This window comes from Streptomyces sp. CA-294286, from assembly GCF_050947155.1.
Taxonomy (GTDB): Bacteria; Actinomycetota; Actinomycetes; order Streptomycetales; family Streptomycetaceae; genus Streptomyces.
Window position 1 is genome coordinate 311,959 of the sequence record NZ_CP192005.1, and the last position, 17,342, is coordinate 329,300.

At 72.2% G+C, this 17,342-nt stretch carries 17 protein-coding genes; 10 read left to right on the plus strand and 7 right to left on the minus strand.

Annotated elements, in window-relative coordinates:
- The first annotated feature begins 181 nt into the window (after window positions 1-181).
- The gene (fdhD, locus tag ACQPZG_RS06635) at window positions 182-1,012 is read left to right on the plus strand and encodes a formate dehydrogenase accessory sulfurtransferase FdhD (protein WP_433544893.1); all 831 of its coding nucleotides are present in this window, start codon (window positions 182-184) and stop codon (window positions 1,010-1,012) included.
- A gap of 113 nt (window positions 1,013-1,125) precedes the next feature.
- On the opposite strand, the gene ACQPZG_RS06640 is transcribed toward fdhD, so the two are convergent.
- Both ACQPZG_RS06640 and ACQPZG_RS06645 read right to left on the minus strand, forming a co-directional pair.
- Window positions 1,126-1,530 (minus strand): (2Fe-2S) ferredoxin domain-containing protein, encoded by a 405-nt coding sequence (locus ACQPZG_RS06640; protein ID WP_185027500.1) that lies wholly within the window; start codon window positions 1,528-1,530, stop codon window positions 1,126-1,128.
- Window positions 1,527-2,630, minus strand: coding sequence for a bile acid:sodium symporter family protein (locus ACQPZG_RS06645; RefSeq protein WP_433544894.1), 1,104 nt, complete (start codon window positions 2,628-2,630; stop codon window positions 1,527-1,529). The genes ACQPZG_RS06640 and ACQPZG_RS06645 overlap by 4 nt, the downstream gene beginning before the upstream one ends.
- A gap of 100 nt (window positions 2,631-2,730) precedes the next feature.
- Here ACQPZG_RS06645 and ACQPZG_RS06650 point away from each other — a divergent pair, with 100 nt between their 5' ends.
- A complete protein-coding gene (locus tag ACQPZG_RS06650; RefSeq protein ID WP_433544895.1) occupies window positions 2,731-3,597 on the plus strand; it encodes a LysR substrate-binding domain-containing protein in 867 nt (288 codons plus the stop codon).
- A 540-nt stretch (window positions 3,598-4,137) separates the two neighbouring features.
- The gene (locus ACQPZG_RS06655; RefSeq protein WP_433544896.1) at window positions 4,138-5,964 is read left to right on the plus strand and encodes an AMP-dependent synthetase/ligase; all 1,827 of its coding nucleotides are present in this window, start codon (window positions 4,138-4,140) and stop codon (window positions 5,962-5,964) included.
- A 202-nt stretch (window positions 5,965-6,166) separates the two neighbouring features.
- On the opposite strand, the gene ACQPZG_RS06660 is transcribed toward ACQPZG_RS06655, so the two are convergent.
- On the minus strand, window positions 6,167-6,952 hold the full coding sequence (locus ACQPZG_RS06660) for a class I SAM-dependent methyltransferase (protein WP_433544897.1): 786 nt from the start codon (window positions 6,950-6,952) through the stop codon (window positions 6,167-6,169).
- Window positions 6,953-7,091: 139 nt separating this feature from the next.
- Here ACQPZG_RS06660 and ACQPZG_RS06665 point away from each other — a divergent pair, with 139 nt between their 5' ends.
- The 4 genes from ACQPZG_RS06665 (at window position 7,092) to ACQPZG_RS06680 (ending at window position 10,799) form a co-directional block, all read left to right on the plus strand.
- Window positions 7,092-7,922: an aldo/keto reductase gene (locus ACQPZG_RS06665; protein WP_433544898.1), complete on the plus strand. Its 831-nt coding sequence runs from the start codon at window positions 7,092-7,094 to the stop codon at window positions 7,920-7,922.
- Between the two features lie 234 nt (window positions 7,923-8,156).
- Window positions 8,157-8,624, plus strand: coding sequence for an RICIN domain-containing protein (locus ACQPZG_RS06670; RefSeq protein WP_433544899.1), 468 nt, complete (start codon window positions 8,157-8,159; stop codon window positions 8,622-8,624).
- Between the two features lie 219 nt (window positions 8,625-8,843).
- Entirely contained in the window at window positions 8,844-9,764 is a 921-nt protein-coding gene (locus ACQPZG_RS06675) for a trypsin-like serine peptidase (RefSeq protein ID WP_433544900.1), read from the plus strand.
- Between the two features lie 171 nt (window positions 9,765-9,935).
- Window positions 9,936-10,799 (plus strand): S1 family peptidase, encoded by an 864-nt coding sequence (locus ACQPZG_RS06680; RefSeq protein ID WP_433544901.1) that lies wholly within the window; start codon window positions 9,936-9,938, stop codon window positions 10,797-10,799.
- 23 nt (window positions 10,800-10,822) lie between these two features.
- On the opposite strand, the gene ACQPZG_RS06685 is transcribed toward ACQPZG_RS06680, so the two are convergent.
- Complete coding sequence (locus tag ACQPZG_RS06685; protein WP_433544902.1) at window positions 10,823-11,761, minus strand: cupin domain-containing protein; 939 nt, start codon at window positions 11,759-11,761, stop codon at window positions 10,823-10,825.
- Window positions 11,762-11,861: 100 nt separating this feature from the next.
- Here ACQPZG_RS06685 and ACQPZG_RS06690 point away from each other — a divergent pair, with 100 nt between their 5' ends.
- Window positions 11,862-12,713 carry an NmrA family transcriptional regulator gene (locus ACQPZG_RS06690; protein ID WP_433544903.1) on the plus strand — a complete coding sequence of 284 codons (852 nt, stop codon included), beginning with the start codon at window positions 11,862-11,864 and terminating at the stop codon, window positions 12,711-12,713.
- A 392-nt stretch (window positions 12,714-13,105) separates the two neighbouring features.
- Window positions 13,106-14,080: a LysR family transcriptional regulator gene (locus tag ACQPZG_RS06695; RefSeq protein WP_433544904.1), complete on the plus strand. Its 975-nt coding sequence runs from the start codon at window positions 13,106-13,108 to the stop codon at window positions 14,078-14,080.
- 12 nt (window positions 14,081-14,092) lie between these two features.
- Here the strand turns inward: ACQPZG_RS06695 and ACQPZG_RS06700 are convergent, their stop codons facing one another.
- Complete coding sequence (locus ACQPZG_RS06700; RefSeq protein ID WP_433544905.1) at window positions 14,093-14,398, minus strand: 4a-hydroxytetrahydrobiopterin dehydratase; 306 nt, start codon at window positions 14,396-14,398, stop codon at window positions 14,093-14,095.
- Between the two features lie 74 nt (window positions 14,399-14,472).
- Complete coding sequence (locus tag ACQPZG_RS06705; RefSeq protein ID WP_433544906.1) at window positions 14,473-15,069, minus strand: GNAT family N-acetyltransferase; 597 nt, start codon at window positions 15,067-15,069, stop codon at window positions 14,473-14,475.
- Window positions 15,070-15,109: 40 nt separating this feature from the next.
- Between ACQPZG_RS06705 and ACQPZG_RS06710 the strand changes: the two genes are divergently transcribed.
- Complete coding sequence (locus ACQPZG_RS06710; RefSeq protein ID WP_433544907.1) at window positions 15,110-15,919, plus strand: helix-turn-helix domain-containing protein; 810 nt, start codon at window positions 15,110-15,112, stop codon at window positions 15,917-15,919.
- Between the two features lie 16 nt (window positions 15,920-15,935).
- Here the strand turns inward: ACQPZG_RS06710 and ACQPZG_RS06715 are convergent, their stop codons facing one another.
- Window positions 15,936-17,327, minus strand: coding sequence for an amino acid permease (locus ACQPZG_RS06715; RefSeq protein ID WP_433544908.1), 1,392 nt, complete (start codon window positions 17,325-17,327; stop codon window positions 15,936-15,938).
- Window positions 17,328-17,342 lie beyond the last annotated feature (15 nt).

The window sequence follows — 17,342 nt, forward strand, 5'->3', positions numbered from 1 at the left end:
GCGGACAGTCGGAGCGACCCAGTCTTCTTTGTGACTCACCGGTACGAGGTGCGTGAACCAACAGCGTTCGCCACCCGGACTTTGGAGCTTCCCGCCCACCCCGCGGACAATGGGCAGGCCGCGCACACGCGCTGGTCACACACTCGCACGCATCGTCACTCTCGGGCAGGAATGATTCACCATGGGCCGGGTCACCGCACGCCGTCGTGTCATCCGCATCAGGGACGGCGCGGTCTCGACCCGGCCGGACACCCTCGTCGCGGAGGAACCGCTGGAGATCCGGCTCGACGGAAAACCGCTGGCCATCACGATGCGCACGCCCGGTGACGACTTCGCGCTGGCCGCAGGCTTCCTGGTCAGCGAGGGCGTGCTCGGCGACGGGGCGGACGTCGCACACATCGTGTACTGCGCGGGGGCCCAGGAGGACGGTGCCAACTCGTACAACGTGGTCGACGTGCGGCTGGTTCCCGGGACCGTCGTGCCCGACGTGTCGCTGGAGCGCAACGTCTACACGTCGTCCTCGTGCGGGCTGTGCGGCAAGGCCAGTCTGGACGCGGTGCGGACGACCGCGCGCTTCCCGATCGCGGACCGGCCGCCGGTACGCGTGACCCCGGAGCTGCTCGCGACGCTGCCGGAGCGGCTGCGGGAGGCGCAGCGGGTCTTCGACAGGACGGGTGGGCTGCACGCGGCGGCGCTGTTCTCCGAGGCGGGCGAGCTGATCGACGTACGGGAGGACGTGGGCCGGCACAACGCGGTCGACAAGCTGGTGGGGCGGGCGCTGACGGACGGCAGGCTTCCGCTGTCCCGGGCGATCCTGCTGGTGTCGGGGCGGGCGTCGTTCGAACTGGCGCAGAAGGCGGTGATGGCGGGCATTCCGTTCCTGGCCGCGGTTTCCGCGCCGTCGTCGCTGGCCGTGGACCTGGCGCAGGAGACGGGGCTGACGCTGGTGGGGTTCCTGCGGGGCGCCCGGATGAACGTGTACGCGGGCGAGGAGCGGATCGTCCTGCCGTAGCCGGGGCCGCCCCGGGCCGTCGGCGTTGCCACGGGGACGCGTCGCCGGTCGGCTCCCCGGGTCGGCGCGCCGACGGACCGCGGCCTTGTCCGTACGCCTACCGGCGGGTGCGGTTACCGCTTCTTGGCGGTGCGGGACTCGACCGGCGCCGGGAAGAACTGCAGTTCCAGTGTCGCGGGCGGCTTCGCGATGCCGGGTCCGCCCGCCGCGACCCACGCCAGGATCTCGTCGGTACTGTCGTCGTCCAGCGCCCAGCCCACCCAGGCGGCCCGGCCGCCCCTGCGGCGGCCCTCGGTGGACGGCTGGACGACCACGACGTTCGCCTGCCCGCAGGGGCCCAGGCAGTCGCTCGTACGAACGGCGAGTCGGCCCCCCGACCGCGCCGCGGCCTCGCGCAGCCGGGCGAGCTGGCCCGCGTGGTCGGTGCCGGGGTGCTTGCGGACGTCGCCGCAGCAGCAGCCCCTGCACACGGTGAGGGCGCAGGGGCGGTTGCCGAAGGTGCGTATCGCTGAGGTCACCCGGCGATCTTGCCAGCCTGCGGCGTCGTCCGGACCGAGGGGGCCCCGCTTCCGCCGGCCGGCTCGCCCCGCGGCACGTCCTCCGGCGGCACGTCACCGGTCGGCGCGTCCCGGGGCGTGAGGTCCTCGGGCAGTACGTCCCTGGCGCGCCGTCGGGCGAGCACCGCGCAGACCATCAGCTGCATCTGGTGGAAGAGCATCAGCGGCAGCACCGCAAGGCTCGCGTGCGCGCCGAACAGGACGGTCGCCATCGGCAGCCCCGCCGCCAGGCTCTTCTTCGAACCGGCGAACTGGATCGCCACCCGGTCCGCCCGGCCGAACCCGAGCCGTTTCGCCCCGTACCAGGTCAGCGCCAGCATCACCGTGAGGAGCACGGCCTCGACGGCGACCAGCGCCCCCAGCCGGGCCGCCGAGACCTGCTGCCAGACGCCCCGGACCATCCCCGCGCTGAACGCCGCGTACACGACCAGCAGGATCGAGCCGCGGTCGAAGAAGCTCAGCCCCTTCTTGTGACGGGTGACGTAGCCGCCGATCCAGCGGCGCAGCACCTGCCCCGCCAGGAACGGCGCCAGGAGCTGGAGGACGATCTTCAGCAGCGAGTCCAGGGAGAAGCCCGCTGCGCCGCCGCTGATCAGCAGCGCGGCGAGAAGCGGGGTGAGGAGGATCCCGACGATGCTGGAGAAGGAACCGGCGCAGATCGCGGCGGCGATGTTGCCGCGGGCGATCGAGGTGAAGGCGATCGACGACTGGATCGTGGAGGGCACCAGGCACAGGAAGAGCAGGCCCGTGTAGAGCTCAGGCGTGAGGACGTGCGGGACCAGTGCCCGAGCCGCGAGGCCGAGCAGCGGAAAGGCCACGAACGTGGCCGCCAGCACCGTGAGGTGCAGCCGCCAGTGCTTGAGGCCCTGCACCGCCTCCGCCGTCGAGAGCCGCGCCCCGTACAGGAAGAACAGGAACGCGACCGCACCCGTCGTGACGTGCCCCAGCACCGTGGCGGCCGGGCCGGAGGCGGGCAGCAGGGTGGCGAGGACGACGGTGGCGAGAAGCACCAGCACGTACCCGTCGACCGGGAGCCAGGAGGGCAGCTTGAGGCGTTTCATGGAAGCCATCGTCCCTCCCCGCCGACCCATCGGGAAAGCCGTACACCGTGCTGACTGTTATCGCGTACGGCGATGACGAGGGGGCGCTAACGTCCAGGGCATGTACGAGCCGACGCATCTGCGGACCTTCCTCGCCGTCGCCCAGACCCTGAGCTTCACGCAGGCGGCGCGCCGTCTCGGGCTGCGTCAGTCGACGGTCAGCCAGCACGTGCGGCGGCTTGAGGAGGGAGCCGGGCGGCGACTGTTCGTCCGGGACACGCACCGGGTGGCGCTCACCGAGGACGGCGAGGCGATGCTCGGTTTCGCGCGGACGATCCTGGCCGCGCACGAGCGGGCGACGGCCTACTTCACGGGGACGCGTCTGCGCGGACGGCTGCGGTTCGGGGCGTCCGAGGACTTCGTGCTGACGCGGCTGCCGGAGATCCTGGAGGCGTTCCGGCGCGATCACCCCGAGGTGGACCTTGAGCTGACCGTGGAGCTGTCGGGAATCCTGCACCGGCAGCTGGAGAGCGGGCGGCACGATCTCGTGCTGGCGAAGCGGCGGGCGGACGACACGCACGGCGAGCTGGTCTGGCGGGACTCGCTGGAGTGGATCGGCGCTCCGGGCCTGCGGGTGGCGTCCGACCGGCCTGTTCCGCTGATCCTCTTCCCGGCACCGGCGATCACGCGGGCGCGGGCGCTGGCGGTGCTGGAGATGCAGGGGCGGGCGTGGCGGATCGCCTGTACGAGCGGGAGCCTGAGCGGACTGGTGGCGGCGGCGCGGGCCGGGCTCGGAGTGATGGCGCACACCCGCGGGCTGATTCCCCCGGGGCTGGAGGCGGTGGGGGCGCGGAGCGGATTGCCCGACCTGGGGGAAGTGGACTTCGTGCTGCTGCACGGTCGGCGGCGGGCCGCGGCGCGGGAGGCGGCGGACGCCTTGGCGGGGGCGATTCTGGCGGGGGCGGACCGGTTGCACAGGGGCGGGTGAGGCGGTGCCTCCAGTGGGGTGCGCGCCGGGGCTCCGCCGTGCGGACTGCGGACGGGTGCGGAGCGGTACGCGGAGGAGGCGCGGGCGGTCGGCGGGGGGCGGGCCCAGGGCGGGGCTGCGCCGCTGACGACGACGCGTCGGCCGTTCGACCGGACCGGATCGGCGCGGAGAAGGCGCGGGCGGCCGGCAGGGGGCGGGCCCGGGGCAGGGCTACGCCGCTGACGACGCGTCGGCCGTTCGACCGGACCGGATCGGCAAGGCACGCCGGTGGTGGAGACGGTCCGGCTGCTGCTCGCCCGGATACGCCGTGGAACCGCGTTCGGTGATCCTGCCGACGCCCCCGCAGACGGCCCTCGCGGCCGCGCGGACCCCGAACGCTCCCCTCCCCGGCCCCCGCTCCGAACGCCGCGTACAGATTCCGTGGAGATTTCACCCACCGTGACTTACCCCCCAGTAAGGTCGCGGTCCGAGCCTCCCGCACCGGCGTGCCTTCGGGTACCGTCACCGGCGCCGTGCGGAGCGTCACAAGGAGCAGGTTCATTGCGCGAGTTCACTGTCCCACCCGTGGCTGCGTCTCCCCAGGTCGGCGGCGTGGCCGACGCGGTGTTCCAACACGCGGAGCAGGACCCGCACCGCGTCGCGCTCGGCCGGAAGTCCGCCGACGGCCGGTGGCGGGACGTGAGCGCCGGTCAGTTCCGCGACGAGGTGCTGGCGCTGGCGAAGGGGCTGCTGGCGCAGGGGGTGCGGTTCGGCGACCGGGTCGCAATCATGTCCCGTACGCGCTACGAATGGACCCTCTTCGACTTCGCGCTGTGGGCGGTCGGCGCACAGCCCGTGCCGGTCTACCCGACCGCTTCCGCCGATCAGGTCCACTGGACGCTGCACGACTCCGAGGTGGTGGCGTGCGTCGTCGAGAACGAGGACCACGCCATGACGATCGCCTCCGTGATCGACCGGCTTCCCGGGCTGACCCGGCTGTGGCAGCTCGACAGCGAGGGCATGCTGGACGACCTCGTCGCCTCGGGCGCCCAGGTGGAGGACGACGTGGTGCACCGGCACCGCCGCGCCGTCACCCCCGACACGATCGCCACCGTCATCTACACGTCGGGAACGACGGGCCGCCCCAAGGGCTGCGTCCTCACCCACGCCAACTTCATGACGGAAACGGACACCGTCATCGCCCGCTGGGAGCCGGTCTTCCGGTCCTCCCCCGGTGACGAGGCCTCCACCCTCCTCTTCCTCCCGCTCGCGCACGTCTTCGGCCGCATGGTGCAGGTGGCGGCGATCCGGGGAAAGGTGAAGCTCGGCCACCAGCCCGCCATGGTCGCGAAGGAACTCCTGCCCGACCTGACGGCGTTCCGGCCCACGTTCATCCTGGCCGTGCCGTACATCTTCGAGAAGGTCTACCACGCGGCCCGGCGGCGCGCGGAGGCATCGGGGCGGGCCGGCGCCTTCGACAGGGCCGTGGAGTTGGCGGTCCGTTACGCGGAGGCGGTGGAGCACAAGGCGTTCGGGACCGGACCGGGACCTTCCGCCTCGCTGAGGATGCAGCACCAGCTGTACGAGAAGCTGGTGTACGGGAAGGTGCGCGACGCCATGGGCGGCCGGGTGCGGCACGCGATGTCGGGCGGCTCGGCCATGGAGCGGCGGCTCGGGCTGTTCTTCGCGGGCGCGGGCGTGACGATCTACGAGGGGTACGGACTGACCGAGTCGACGGCGGCGGCCACCGCCAACCCCCCGGAACGGACGCGCTTCGGGACGGTGGGCCTGCCCCTGCCGGGCACCACCGTGCACATAGCGGACGACGGGGAGGTGTGGCTGCACGGCGGACACGTCTTCGCCGGCTACCTCAACGATCCGGTGGCGAGCGAAGCGGTGCTGCACGACGGGTGGCTGTCGACGGGGGACGTCGGGGCCCTGGACGAGTACGGCTACCTGACCATCACCGGACGGAAGAAGGAGATCCTGGTGACCTCGGGCGGCAAGAGCGTGTCGCCGACCGGTCTTGAGGAACGGGTACGTTCGCATCCGCTGGTCGCCCAGTGCCTCGTCGTCGGGAACGACCGGCCGTACATCGCCGCGCTGGTGACCCTGGACCTGGAGGCGGTCGAACACTGGCGGGTGATGCAGGGGAAGCCACCGATGGCCCCGAAGGACCTGGTACGGGACCCGGAACTGGAGACGGAGGTACGCAGGTCGGTGGTGGCGGCGAACACGATGGTCTCGCAGGCGGAGTCGATCCGGACGTTCCGCATTCTGGCGCACCAGTTCACCGAGGAGCAGGGGCTGCTGACGCCTTCGCTGAAGCTGAAGCGGAAGGCGATCGAGAGGGCGTACGAGGTGGAGGTCAACGCGCTGTACCGATGAGGGCACGGAGGCGGGGGACGGCGGGCTCGTGGGGGCGACGTGGCCGGATCGGGCCCTTCGACATCGGTGAACTCACCGAGCTGGTCGGCAAGGGTCGGCGCGGTATCCGCCGTACCCGGTTCCCGAAGCCCGGGGGGTGCGAAGGGCGGCGGCTCGGGCGCGTAAGGGGTGGCCGCCCGGAGGCCGCCCCTTACCCGTCGCCTCAGGCCGGTTTGCGGGCCTCGATCAGGAAGCGGGTCGTGTGTGCCACGAAGGAACCGTCGCGACGGATCTGTTCGTGCATCTCCCGCAGCCTGTCCCGGTGCTTCTCGACCGTGAAGCCGGGCACCATCCAGACGACCTTGCGCAGGAAGTAGACCACTGCCCCGATGTCGAGGAACTCCGTGCGGAGGGACTCCGACCGCAGGTCGACGACCTCCAGACCCGCCGCCTCCGCCTCCTCGCGGGCCGTCTCCGGGCGGCGTCCCAGGCGCGCCTCGGGCTGCGGGCCGAGGAAGTACTCGACGACTTCGAAGACGCTGGCCGGGCCGACGTGCTGCGAGAGGTACGTGCCGCCGGGCCGGAGCACCCGGGCGATCTCCTCCCACCAGGCCTTGACCGGGTGCCGGCTGGTCACCAGGTCGAAGGCCCCGTCCGCGAAGGGCAGCGGCGGCTCGTCCGGGTCCGCGACGACGACCGCGCCGAGGGGATGCAGGAGTGCGGTCGCCCTGGCCACGTTCGGCGGCCACGACTCGGTGGCGACCGTCACCGGAGGCAGCCGGGGTGCACCCGCGAGGACTTCGCCGCCACCGGTCTGGATGTCGAGTGCGGCGGACGCGCCCGCGAGGCGCTCGCCCATGAGCCGCTGGTACCCCCACGAGGGGCGCTGTTCGGTGGCCCGGCCCTGCAGCCAGGAGAAGTCCCAGCCGTCGACGGAGACGGAGTCGGCCTCGGCGACCAGTGCGTCGAAGTCGGTGGGGGTACGGTCACTGCCCGGATGCGCGTTCATATGAGGATGATCTACGTTTTTATGGTTAAAAGCTACCGGGTCACGAGAAAACACCAGGACCGGGAATGCGTTCCGGACGGTGATCGTTGACAGTGGTGCCCCACCGATGACGTACGACGACGTAAGGATCGATTTCCCCGTGAGCAAGGCCCCCTCCCTGACCCTCAACAACGGCGTCGAAATGCCGCAGCTCGGATTCGGCGTCTGGCAGGTGCCGGACGACGAGGCCACCGCCGCGGTGAGCACGGCCCTGGAGGCCGGCTACCGCAGCATCGACACCGCCGCGATCTACGGCAACGAGGAGGGCACGGGCCGTGCCCTCGCCTCCTCCGGGATCCCGCGCGCGGACCTGTTCGTCACCACCAAGCTGTGGAACGACAAGCAGGGGTACGACTCCACCCTCCGCGCCTTCGACGAGTCGCTCGGCAAGCTCGGCCTGGACTACGTCGACCTGTACCTGATCCACTGGCCGCTGCCCGCCAAGGGCACCTTCGTGGACACGTACAGGGCCATGGAGAAGATCCTCGCGGACGGCCGTGCCAAGTCGATCGGTGTCTCCAACTTCCTCCCGGAGCACCTGGAAACGCTGGTCGCGGAGACCTCGGTCGTTCCGGTGGTCAATCAGATCGAGCTGCACCCGCAGCTCCAGCAGGCCGAGGCGCGCGCCTGCCACGCGCGGCACTCCATCGCCACCGAGGCATGGTCGCCGCTCGGCCAGGGCAAGGGCCTCCTGGAGGTCCCGACGGTCGTCGCCGTGGCGCGCAAGCACGGCAAGACCCCGGCCCAGGCGGTGCTGCGCTGGCACCTCCAGCTGGGCAACGTGGTGATCCCCAAGTCCGTGACGCCGTCGCGGATCGCGGAGAACTACGACGTCTTCGACTTCGAGCTGGACGCCGACGACATGGCGGCGTTCGCCGCACTGGACGAGGGCAAGCGTCTGGGCCCCGACCCGGCGGTCTTCGGCGGCTGAGCAGCCACAGCGGACGAGTGGGCCGCCTCCGGACATCCGGAGGCGGCCCACTCGTCCGTCATGCCGGCGGCGGGCGCACGATACCGGGAGCCGCGGCCGGACACCGTACGAAAGCCGTCGTAGACTCGCCGTCATGCTCCTGCCCCACCCCGACCGTGACCGGTTGCTGTGCACGGACCTTCTCGCGGCTCGCAGCCGTCCGGCACCCCCCGGCTTCACCGGCGGAGACGGCCGTTGACGGCCCACCAGGACGCGGGAGCGCCGGCGCCGCCCCCGGGCACGTACCTGCTGCGCAACGTGGGCAGCGGTCTGCTCCTCGAAGCGCGCGGTGGCACCCGTGTGCAGCAGGGCAGGGACTCGGGCGCCGCCGGCCAGCGCTGGTTGCTGAGTCCGGTGCACGAGGGCAGCGGACTGCACCACGTGGTGAACGGCGCGACCGGCAAACGGCTCGACGTCGCCAACGCCTCCGTCGAGAACGGCGCCCGTGTCCAGCAGTGGCGGGCCAACAACTTCGGCGCGCAGGAATGGATCGTCGAGCGGCACCCGGACGCACCGGGCCGGGTCTCCCTGGTCAGCTGGATCAGCGGACTGCTGCTGGAAGTGGCGGGCGGCAGCGCCGAGGACGGGGCCGACGTCCAGCAGTGGGAGGACACCGACTCCCCCGCGCAGTGGTGGCGGTTGGAGCCCGCTGCGGCCGAGTGAGCGTTCGATGCGGGCGGGACCCTTCACCCGTTCGGGACGGCCGGGCGAGGACGCGGTCAGGTGTTCGCGCCCGGCGTTGGCCCGGGACAGCAGTCAACCCATCGTTCTTCCAGGTGAGTTGAGCGGAGCACACCCCGCCGCTCGGGTCGCCCCCTTGCCCGGTGCGTCTCCCCCTCCAAGAATGCCTCCTGACGTCCGTCACTGGAGGGGGACCCCCGTATGCGAAAGCCCTGCCTCGGCGCCGCGCTCACGCTCGCGCTGCTCGGCGCGGGCGCGGCACCCGCGCTCGCCGCCACGAGCGAGGACGCGGCGACAGCCGGCGCCCGGTCGGCACAAAACGCTCCGGCCACCGCGTACCCGCAGCCGCCGTACCCGCGGAAGCCCAGGCCGAAGCCCGTGGACTTCGCCGGAACGGTCGCGCTCAGCAACTGTTCGGGATCCGTGGTGCGCGTGCCGCAGTCCCGCCCGCACGACCCGGCCCTGATCCTGTCCAACGGCCACTGCATCACCGAGCGGGGCATGCCGGGGGCGGGCGAGGTCGTCGTCGATCTGCCGTCGCAGCGGACCTTCGCCCTGCTCGACGCCGACGCCCGGAAGGTCGGCACGCTGACCGCGAGCAAGCTGGCGTACGCGACGATGACCGACACGGACGTCTCGCTGTACCGGCTCACCAGCACCTACGCCCAGATCGAGAAGACCTACGGCATCAAGGCGCTGGAGCTCGACACCCAACACCCGAAGCGGGGGCGGGCCATCGCGGTCGTCTCGGGCTACTGGAAGAAGGCGTACGGCTGTCGCATCGACGGTTTCGCGCACCGGCTGAAGGAGGCCGAGTGGACCTGGAAGGACTCGGTCCGCTACACCCGGGAGTGCGACACCATCGGCGGCACGTCCGGCTCCCCGGTGATCGACCGGCGCACCGGCAAGGTCGTCGCGGTCAACAACACCGGCAACAACGACGGTGAGCGCTGCACACTCAACAACCCGTGCGAGGTCGATCGGCGGGGCCGGGTGACGGTGCGCCATGAGATCAGTTACGGCCAGCAGACGTACGGCATCGCCCGCTGTATCACCATCAACAGCCGGGTGGACCTGGACCGTTGGGGATGCCGACTGCCGGAGCCCACGAACAGGTCGTAGCGGTCACCGCGGCGTCGCGCGTCGCGTTGCGGGCCGGGCGTCCCCCGGCCCGCAACGCGCACAGCAGTCCCACGGACGCCCCCTTGCCCAACGCGACGGTTCCCCCAACAATGCCCATGACAACCGGGGGCACCCAACCCCGGTCACACAAGGCACTGAGGGGACCCCCACATGAAGAAGCCTCTCGTCGGCGCATTCCTCGCCACCCTGCTCCTCGGGGCAGGCGCGGTACCCGCCTTCGCGGCCACGAGCCCGAACGCGGCACCGGCCGGCCCGCAAGCCCAGGACTCCGTCGCCGCGCAGGCGGTCGACTTCGCCGGAACGGTCGCGCTGAGCAACTGTTCCGGCTCGGTCGTGCGCACCGCCGCCTCGCAACCCCACGACCCGGCCCTGGTGATGTCCAACGGCCACTGCCTGGAGACCGGTTTCCCCGCCGCCGGCCAGGTCATCGTCAACAGGGCGTCGTCCCGCACCTTCTCCCTCCTCAACGGCGCCGCCCAGAAGGTCGGCACCCTGCGGGCCAGCAAGATCGCGTACGGCACGATGACCGACACGGACGTCGCGCTGTACCAGCTGACCAGCACGTACGCGCAGATACAGAGCCAGTACGGGATCAAGGCGCTGGAGCTCAGCGCGGCGCGTCCTGCCCAGGGGACGGCCATCAGCGTCGTCTCCGGATACTGGAAGAGGACGTACAACTGCAACATCGACGGGTTCGCGTACCGCCTCAAGGAGGGCGCCTGGACCTGGAAGGACTCGGTCCGCTACACCTCGGCCTGCAACACCATCGGGGGCACCTCCGGCTCCCCGGTGCTCGACACGGGCACGGGCAAGGTCGTCGCGGTCAACAACACCGGCAACGAGAGCGGCGGGCGTTGCACCGACAACAACCCGTGCGAGGTCGACGAGGCCGGCCGGACAACGGTGCGCAGGGGCATCAACTACGGCCAGCAGACATACCAGATGGTGCCCTGCATCGTGGCGGGCAGCAGGATCGACCTGACCCGTCCCGGGTGCGGGCTGCCCAGGCCGTGACGGCTTCCGGCGTGTGACGGGCGTCAGCCCGCGGCAGCCCTCCGGTGCTCCTGCGGGCTGACGCCGCGCACGCGCTTGAAGGCGGCGCTCAGCGCGAACGATCCGCTGTAGCCGACCTTCCTGGCCACCGACTCCACCGTCGCGTCGGAGCCGCGCAGCAGGTCGGCGGCGAGCGACAGCCGCCATTCGGTGAGGTACGACATCGGCGGCTCGCCCACCAACTCGCTGAACCGGCGCGCGAGCCCGGCCCTGGACACTCCGGCCTCCGCGGCGAGGGAGGCGACGGTCCAGGGGCGGGCGGGCTCGTTCTGCATCAGCCGGAGCACCCGCCCCACCACCGGATCGCCCATCGCCCGGTACCAGGCGGGCGCCTCGGCCTCCGGCCGCGAGAACCAGGCCCGCAGCGAGGCGATCAGCAACAGGTCCAGCAGTCGGTCCAGGTACACACTCTGTCCGGGCTCGTCCCGGCTGATCTCGTCCTCCAGCACGGGCATCAGCGGGCAGCTCCACCTCTCGGAGGGCAGATACGCGAGGGGCGGCAGCGCGTCGAGCAGCCGCTGCCCGACCTCGCCGCCCAGCTGGTACGTCCCGATCAGCATCACGGCCTCGCCGTCGACGCGGTCCCCCCAGGTCCGCACCCCGAGTTGCATGGACTCGGCGAGCGGCGTGCCGAACTGCGTACGGCATACCCCGCCGGGGCCGATCCTGGCCCGGACGGGGCTGGAGGGGGTGTCGGCGCAGACGTACGGGTCGGGGCCGCGCGCGACGGCGAGGTCACCCGGCCGCAGCAGAACGGCGTCGCCGCTCTCCGGCATGACCCACGCGGTCGAGCGGGTCATGCACATGAGGGTGAGCGGGGCCCGGTCCTCGATGCGAATCGACCAGGGCGGGTCGAGCACGGCCCGCAGGAGGAAGGCACCGCGGGCACGGGGCCCGTCGAGAAGCCCGGCGAGAGCGTCCATGTCCGGAACTCTAGCCCCGCTCGCGAAAGTTGGACGCACGCGTAGGGAAGTGAGCCTGTGGAGCATGTTCCGTCCACCCGCGGCGGACGAAGCTTGAGCCATGACAACGAGCGAGAACACGAAGCAGAACAACAACACGGTGCTGGTGACGGCGGCCTCGGGCAAGACCGGGCGACGGGTGGCGGAGCGGCTCGCCGCTCAGGGTGTCGACGTACGGGCCGGATCCCGCAAGGGCGAGGTCCGGTTCGACTGGGAGGACGAGGGCAGTTGGGGCCCGGCACTGGCCGGCGCGGACGCCGCGTACGTGACGTACTACCCGGACCTGGCGGCTCCGGGCGCGGTGGAGGCCATGCGGACCTTCGGCCGGACGGCCCGGGAGAAGGGCGTGACGCGGCTGGTCCTGCTGTCGGGGAGGGGCGAACCGGAGGCGGTGGAGGCGGAGTCCGCGCTGCGCGAGGCGTGGGGCTCGCCCGCGGGCATGACCGTCGTACGGGCGGCGTTCTTCGCGCAGAACTTCAGCGAGGGCGCGATGGGCGAAGGCGTCGCCGCCGGCGAGATCGCCTTCCCGGCCGGGGACAAGGCCGAGCCGTGGGTGGACGCGGACGACCTGGCGGACGTGGTGGTGGCGACACTGACGGAGCCGGGCCACGGGGGCGAGGTGTACGACGTGACGGGTCCGCGCCTCCTCACCTTCGCGGAGGTGGCCGCGGAGATCGGCCGGGCGGCGGGCCGGGAGGTGCGGTACGCGCCGGTGACGGTGGAGCAGTACGCGTCCGCACTGCAGGGCTTCGGGCTGCCGGAGGCCGAGGCGCACTGGCTGGCGAACCTCTTCGGAACCCTGCTGGACGGTCACAACGCGACGACGACGGACGGGGTGCGCAGGGTACTGGGACGGGAGGCCCGCGACTTCCGGACGTTCGCGGAGGAGGTGTGGGCAGGAGCGGGCTCCTGACCGGGCTCGGGCGCATGCGGGCGGGAGCGGTGGCCTGACCGGGCGCGGGCGGGGGCCGGGCTCGGGATGGGGGGCGAGGGGGCGACACGGGGCGGGTACGAGGGCCGGGTACGGGGGCCGGGCCTCGTACGGCAGGCGCCGCCCCGGCCGCCCCCCGGCCCGGCCCCGGCGGGGAAGGGGTGCGGGGTCGCGCTCGGGGCGCGGCCCCGTACGGCCCCCGAGCGTCCTCGTGGCCGGATCCGGCCACGAGGACGCTCGGGGGCCGGACTCCGCCCGCGTCGCACCTCCGGCTTCGGCACTTTGGTCACTTCCGTCACTCTTTCCCCGTCCGTCCCGCACATAACTCGCGCACGCGTATTGCCGGGCGTAACCGCTCCCCATAACTTGCTGATATGGACCTGGAGTTGCGCCACCTGCGGACCGTACGGGCCATCGCCGACGCCGGAAGCCTCACCAAGGCCGCCGCCGCGCTCGGACTCGCACAGCCCGCGCTCAGCACCCAGCTGCGTCGCATCGAACGCGCCCTGGGCGGGCCGTTGTTCGACCGCGATCACACGGGGTCCCGGCCGACCCCGCTGGGCGAGCTGGTGCTGGACCGGGCCCGGGTGCTGCTCCCCGCGGTGCGGGAACTGCAGGAGGACGCCGTCCGTTTCGCCAATACCTGGGCGCATCTCGACCGGTTCCGGCTGGGCGCGACGCACGGACCGCTGCTCGGCGGCCTGGTGGACCAGCTGGCGACGGCCCGTCCCGCGGTACCGGTCACGACGCACACCACCTGGTCGGTGACCGAGATCAGCACCATGCTGATCGAGGGACGGCTGGACTACGCCCTGATCGGCACCTGCGGCGAGAGCCGTCCGCCCGCGACGGACCGGTTGAGCTGGGAGGCGGTGGGGGTGGATCCGGTGTTCGTGATGCTGCCGCAGAGCCACCCGCTGGCGGGCGAGGAGGAGTTGGAGCTGTCCCGGCTGTCCGCGGAGTGCTGGACCGACGTGCCGGGAGAGGGCTGTTTCGGGGACTGCTTCACCGCGGCGTGCGCGCGGGCCGGGTTCGCTCCGACGCAGGTGTACGAGACGGACACCGCGTCCTGCGTCCATCTGGTGCAGGTGGGCCGGGCGGTGGGTCTGTGCCGGGCCACGTTCCCGCCGGCCCCGGGGGTCGTGACGAGACCGCTGGCCGGAGCCCCGCTGACCTGGCGGCACCTGCTGGGCTGGCATCCGGCGGCCCCCTCCGCGGAGGCCGCGCGGGAGGTCGCCGGGTACACGGCCGCCGCGTACGGGGAGGCGGTCGCCCGCAGCGAGTCCTACGCGCGGTGGCTCGCCGCGGCACCCCGCCCCGGCTTCGGCGCGGGGGCCGGAGCCCGCTGACGCCGGCGCGCGTCAGTGCGCGCCGTGTCCCGAGGCGATGTCCTCGACGCGGCGGGCCAGTGCGAAGTCCAGCTCGGTGACCGCGCCGCCGACGCTGTGCGTGTTCACCGACAGGGCGAGGGTGCGGTATCCGAGCGCGAGGTCCGAGTGGTGGTCGAGCTCCTCCTGGACGGCGGCCACGTGCACGACCATGGCGGCTGCCGCGAAGTGCGAGCCGAGCCGGTAGGTGCGGGCGATCCTGTCGTCCTGGAGCGACCAGCCGGGGAGTTCGCGGAGCCGGTCCTCGATCTCCTTCTGCGACAGCGGCTCAGGGGCCATGGCTGTACTCCCTTCCGTACGGTCGAACGCGTCATCCGTTGGGGAACAGCCTGCCACCAACCGCCCCCGGTCACTCAGACCGTGGGCAGCGCGTCACCACGCACGCGTGCGTGCAGGTGCTCGTCGTGCCAGCCGTCCGCGTGCAGCAGGGCGCTGCGCAGGGTTCCCTCGTACGCGTAGCCGGCCTTCTCGGCGACACGGCAGGACGCCGGGTTGGCCGTGGAGTGGGTCAGCCGCACCCGGTGCAGACCGAGGTCGTCCAGCGCCCAGCCGGTCAGCCGTACTGCCGCCTCGACGGCGACGCCCCGGCCGCGTGCGGCGGGCAGCAGCCAGTAGAGGATCTCGGCGCTCCCGTGCCGCAGCTGGACGTCCCCGAGGCCCACCAGTCCAGCCGCCTCCCCTCCGCCGGGCTCCGCGACCGCCCAGATGCCCGCCGCCTCGTCCCGCCACCGCTCGGCCCACTTCTCGATCCGCTGTTCCTCCTCCGCGACCGACAGCGCGGCCGGGCGGTTCCACTGGCGGATCTGCGGATCCCGGCGGGCCTCCACGAGCTGCGGGGCGTCCGCCGTCCGCCACGGGCGCAGCTCCAGGCCGCCCGGCAGCGCGAGCACCGGCTGCGCCGTCTTCCGCATCCGCCCGGCGGGCACCACGTCAGGTATGTCGTTGATCATCCGGACATCGTGCCACGACGACTGCGGCTACTTTCGTCGTATGACAACGACCCTCATGGAGAAGCGGGTTGGCGCGATGCTGCGCCACTGGCGCGAGACCCGGCGGCTGAGTCAGCTGGAGCTCGCGCTGCGCGCCGACTCCTCCGCCCGGCACATCAGTTTCATCGAGACGGGCCGCTCCCGGCCCAGCCCCGACATGGTGCTGAAGCTCGCGGAGCACCTGGACGTGCCGGTGCGCGAGCGCAACGACCTCCTGCTGGCCGCCGGTTACGCCCCCCAGTACCGGGAAACCCCGCTCGACGACCCCGCCATGGGCGTCCTGCGCGCCGGCATCGACCAGCTCCTCAAGGGCTACGAGCCCTACCCGGCGCTGGTCGTCGACGGAACGTACGGGGTCGTCGCCGCGAACGGCGGCATCGGGATGCTCCTCGACGGGGTCGCGGGCCACCTCCTCGCGTCCCCGCTGAACGCGATGCGCCTGACCCTGCACCCCGAGGGCCTCGCGCCGCGCATCCGCAACCTGCCCGAGTGGCGCGGGCACCTGCTGCACCAGATGGAGCGCCAGATAGCCCTGGCCAGGTCCGCGCCGCTGCGGGCGCTGTACGACGAGGTGGCGGCGTATCCGCTGCCGCCCGCCCACGAGGGGGCGGAGCGGCCCGCCGGACCGCCGACCGCCCCCTTCGCGCTGCCGCTGCGGATCGAGCACGACGGGCAGGTGCTGTCGTTCGTGTCCTCGATCTCGACCTTCAACACCCCGATGGACGTGACCGTCGCCGAGCTGGCCATCGAGACGTTGCTCCCGGCGGACCGGGCCACCGCGGCGTTTCTGCGCGAACGGGCCGACGCGTGAGCGTCCGGCGTTCCGTTCACCGGGTGGCGTGCTGTTCCCGCAGGGCCGCGCGCTTCTTGTGCGCGGCCATGCAGGCGTACACGAGGACGCCGGTGAAGAGGAACAGCACGCCCTGGTAGACGGCCGCGTAGCCGGAACCGGCGACCAGCCACATCGAGAAGGCGGCGGCGAGGGCGGCGAGGACGCCGTCGCGGACCAGGCGGCCCCGGTCGACGCGCGCGGACTGCCCGGAGAAGAGGAAGTACAGCTGGGCGGCGGTGGCCAGGAGGTAGGGCACGGTGGCCGTGAAGGTGGTGACCAGAACCAGGATCTCGAAGACGCCGTGCGAGCCGGCGGTGTAGTTGTAGACCGTCAGGAGTGAGGCCAGCACGACGGTGACGAGCACGCCCACCGTCGGCACGCCGCGTCGCTTGGTGGCGAAGACGGCGGGGAACAGGCCGTCCCTGGCGGCGGCGTACGGGGTCTGGGCGCTGAGCAGCGTCCAGCCGTTGAGGGCGCCCAGGATGGAAATCACGGCGGCACAGGCGACGACGGTGCCGCCCCAGGTGCCGCCGAACATGTGGTTCACGGCGTCGGAGAAGGGCGCCCCGGAGTCCACCAGCCGGTCGTGCGGGACGTTGCCGAAGACCGACAGGGTGCCCAGGAGGTAGACGAACGCGGCCCCCAGGGTGCCGAGGATGGTGGCGCGGCCGACGTTGCGGCGCGGGTCGCGGACCTCCCCCGCGCTGACGGCGGCGGACTCCACGCCCAGGTAGCTGAAGAGCAGGATCGCGGCGGAGGCGGAGATGGCGCCGACGGCTCCGCTGCCGGACGCCTGGAAGGGGCCCATGTTGTCGGCCTCGAAGGTGAACAGGCCGCCGAGGGCGACCAGCAGCAGCGGGGCGAACTTCAGCACGGTGGCGACGACCTGGACCGCGCCCACGTAGCGGGTGCCCGCGAGGTTCGCGGCGGCGGGCAGCCACTGGATGACCAGCGCGGCGAGCATCATCGCGTACCTGGAGTCGCCGAGCGGGACCAGTACGTCCAGGTAGCCGACGGCGGCCACGGCGAGCGCGGCGTTGGAGACCCAGGCGGTGATCCAGTAGCTCCAGGCGGCGAGGAAACCGGCGAAGTCGCCGAAGGCCGCGCGGGCGTAGACGTACGGGCCGCCCGTCCTGGGGTGCTGCTGCGCGAGCTTGCCGAAGACCAGGGCGAGGCAGATCGCGCCCAGGGTCAGGACGCCGAAGGCGACGAGGCTGATGGTGCCGAACGGGGCGACGGAGGCGGGCAGCAGGAAGATTCCGCCGCCGATGATGTTCCCCATCACCAGGGCCGTGGCGGCCGGCAGGCCGAAGCGCCGCGCGTGCTTGCCCTGGCCGTCGGCGGTGTCGGCCGGATCCGGCTGGGGAGCGGTTCCGGTGTCGTGCATGGGTGGTGCCTCTCG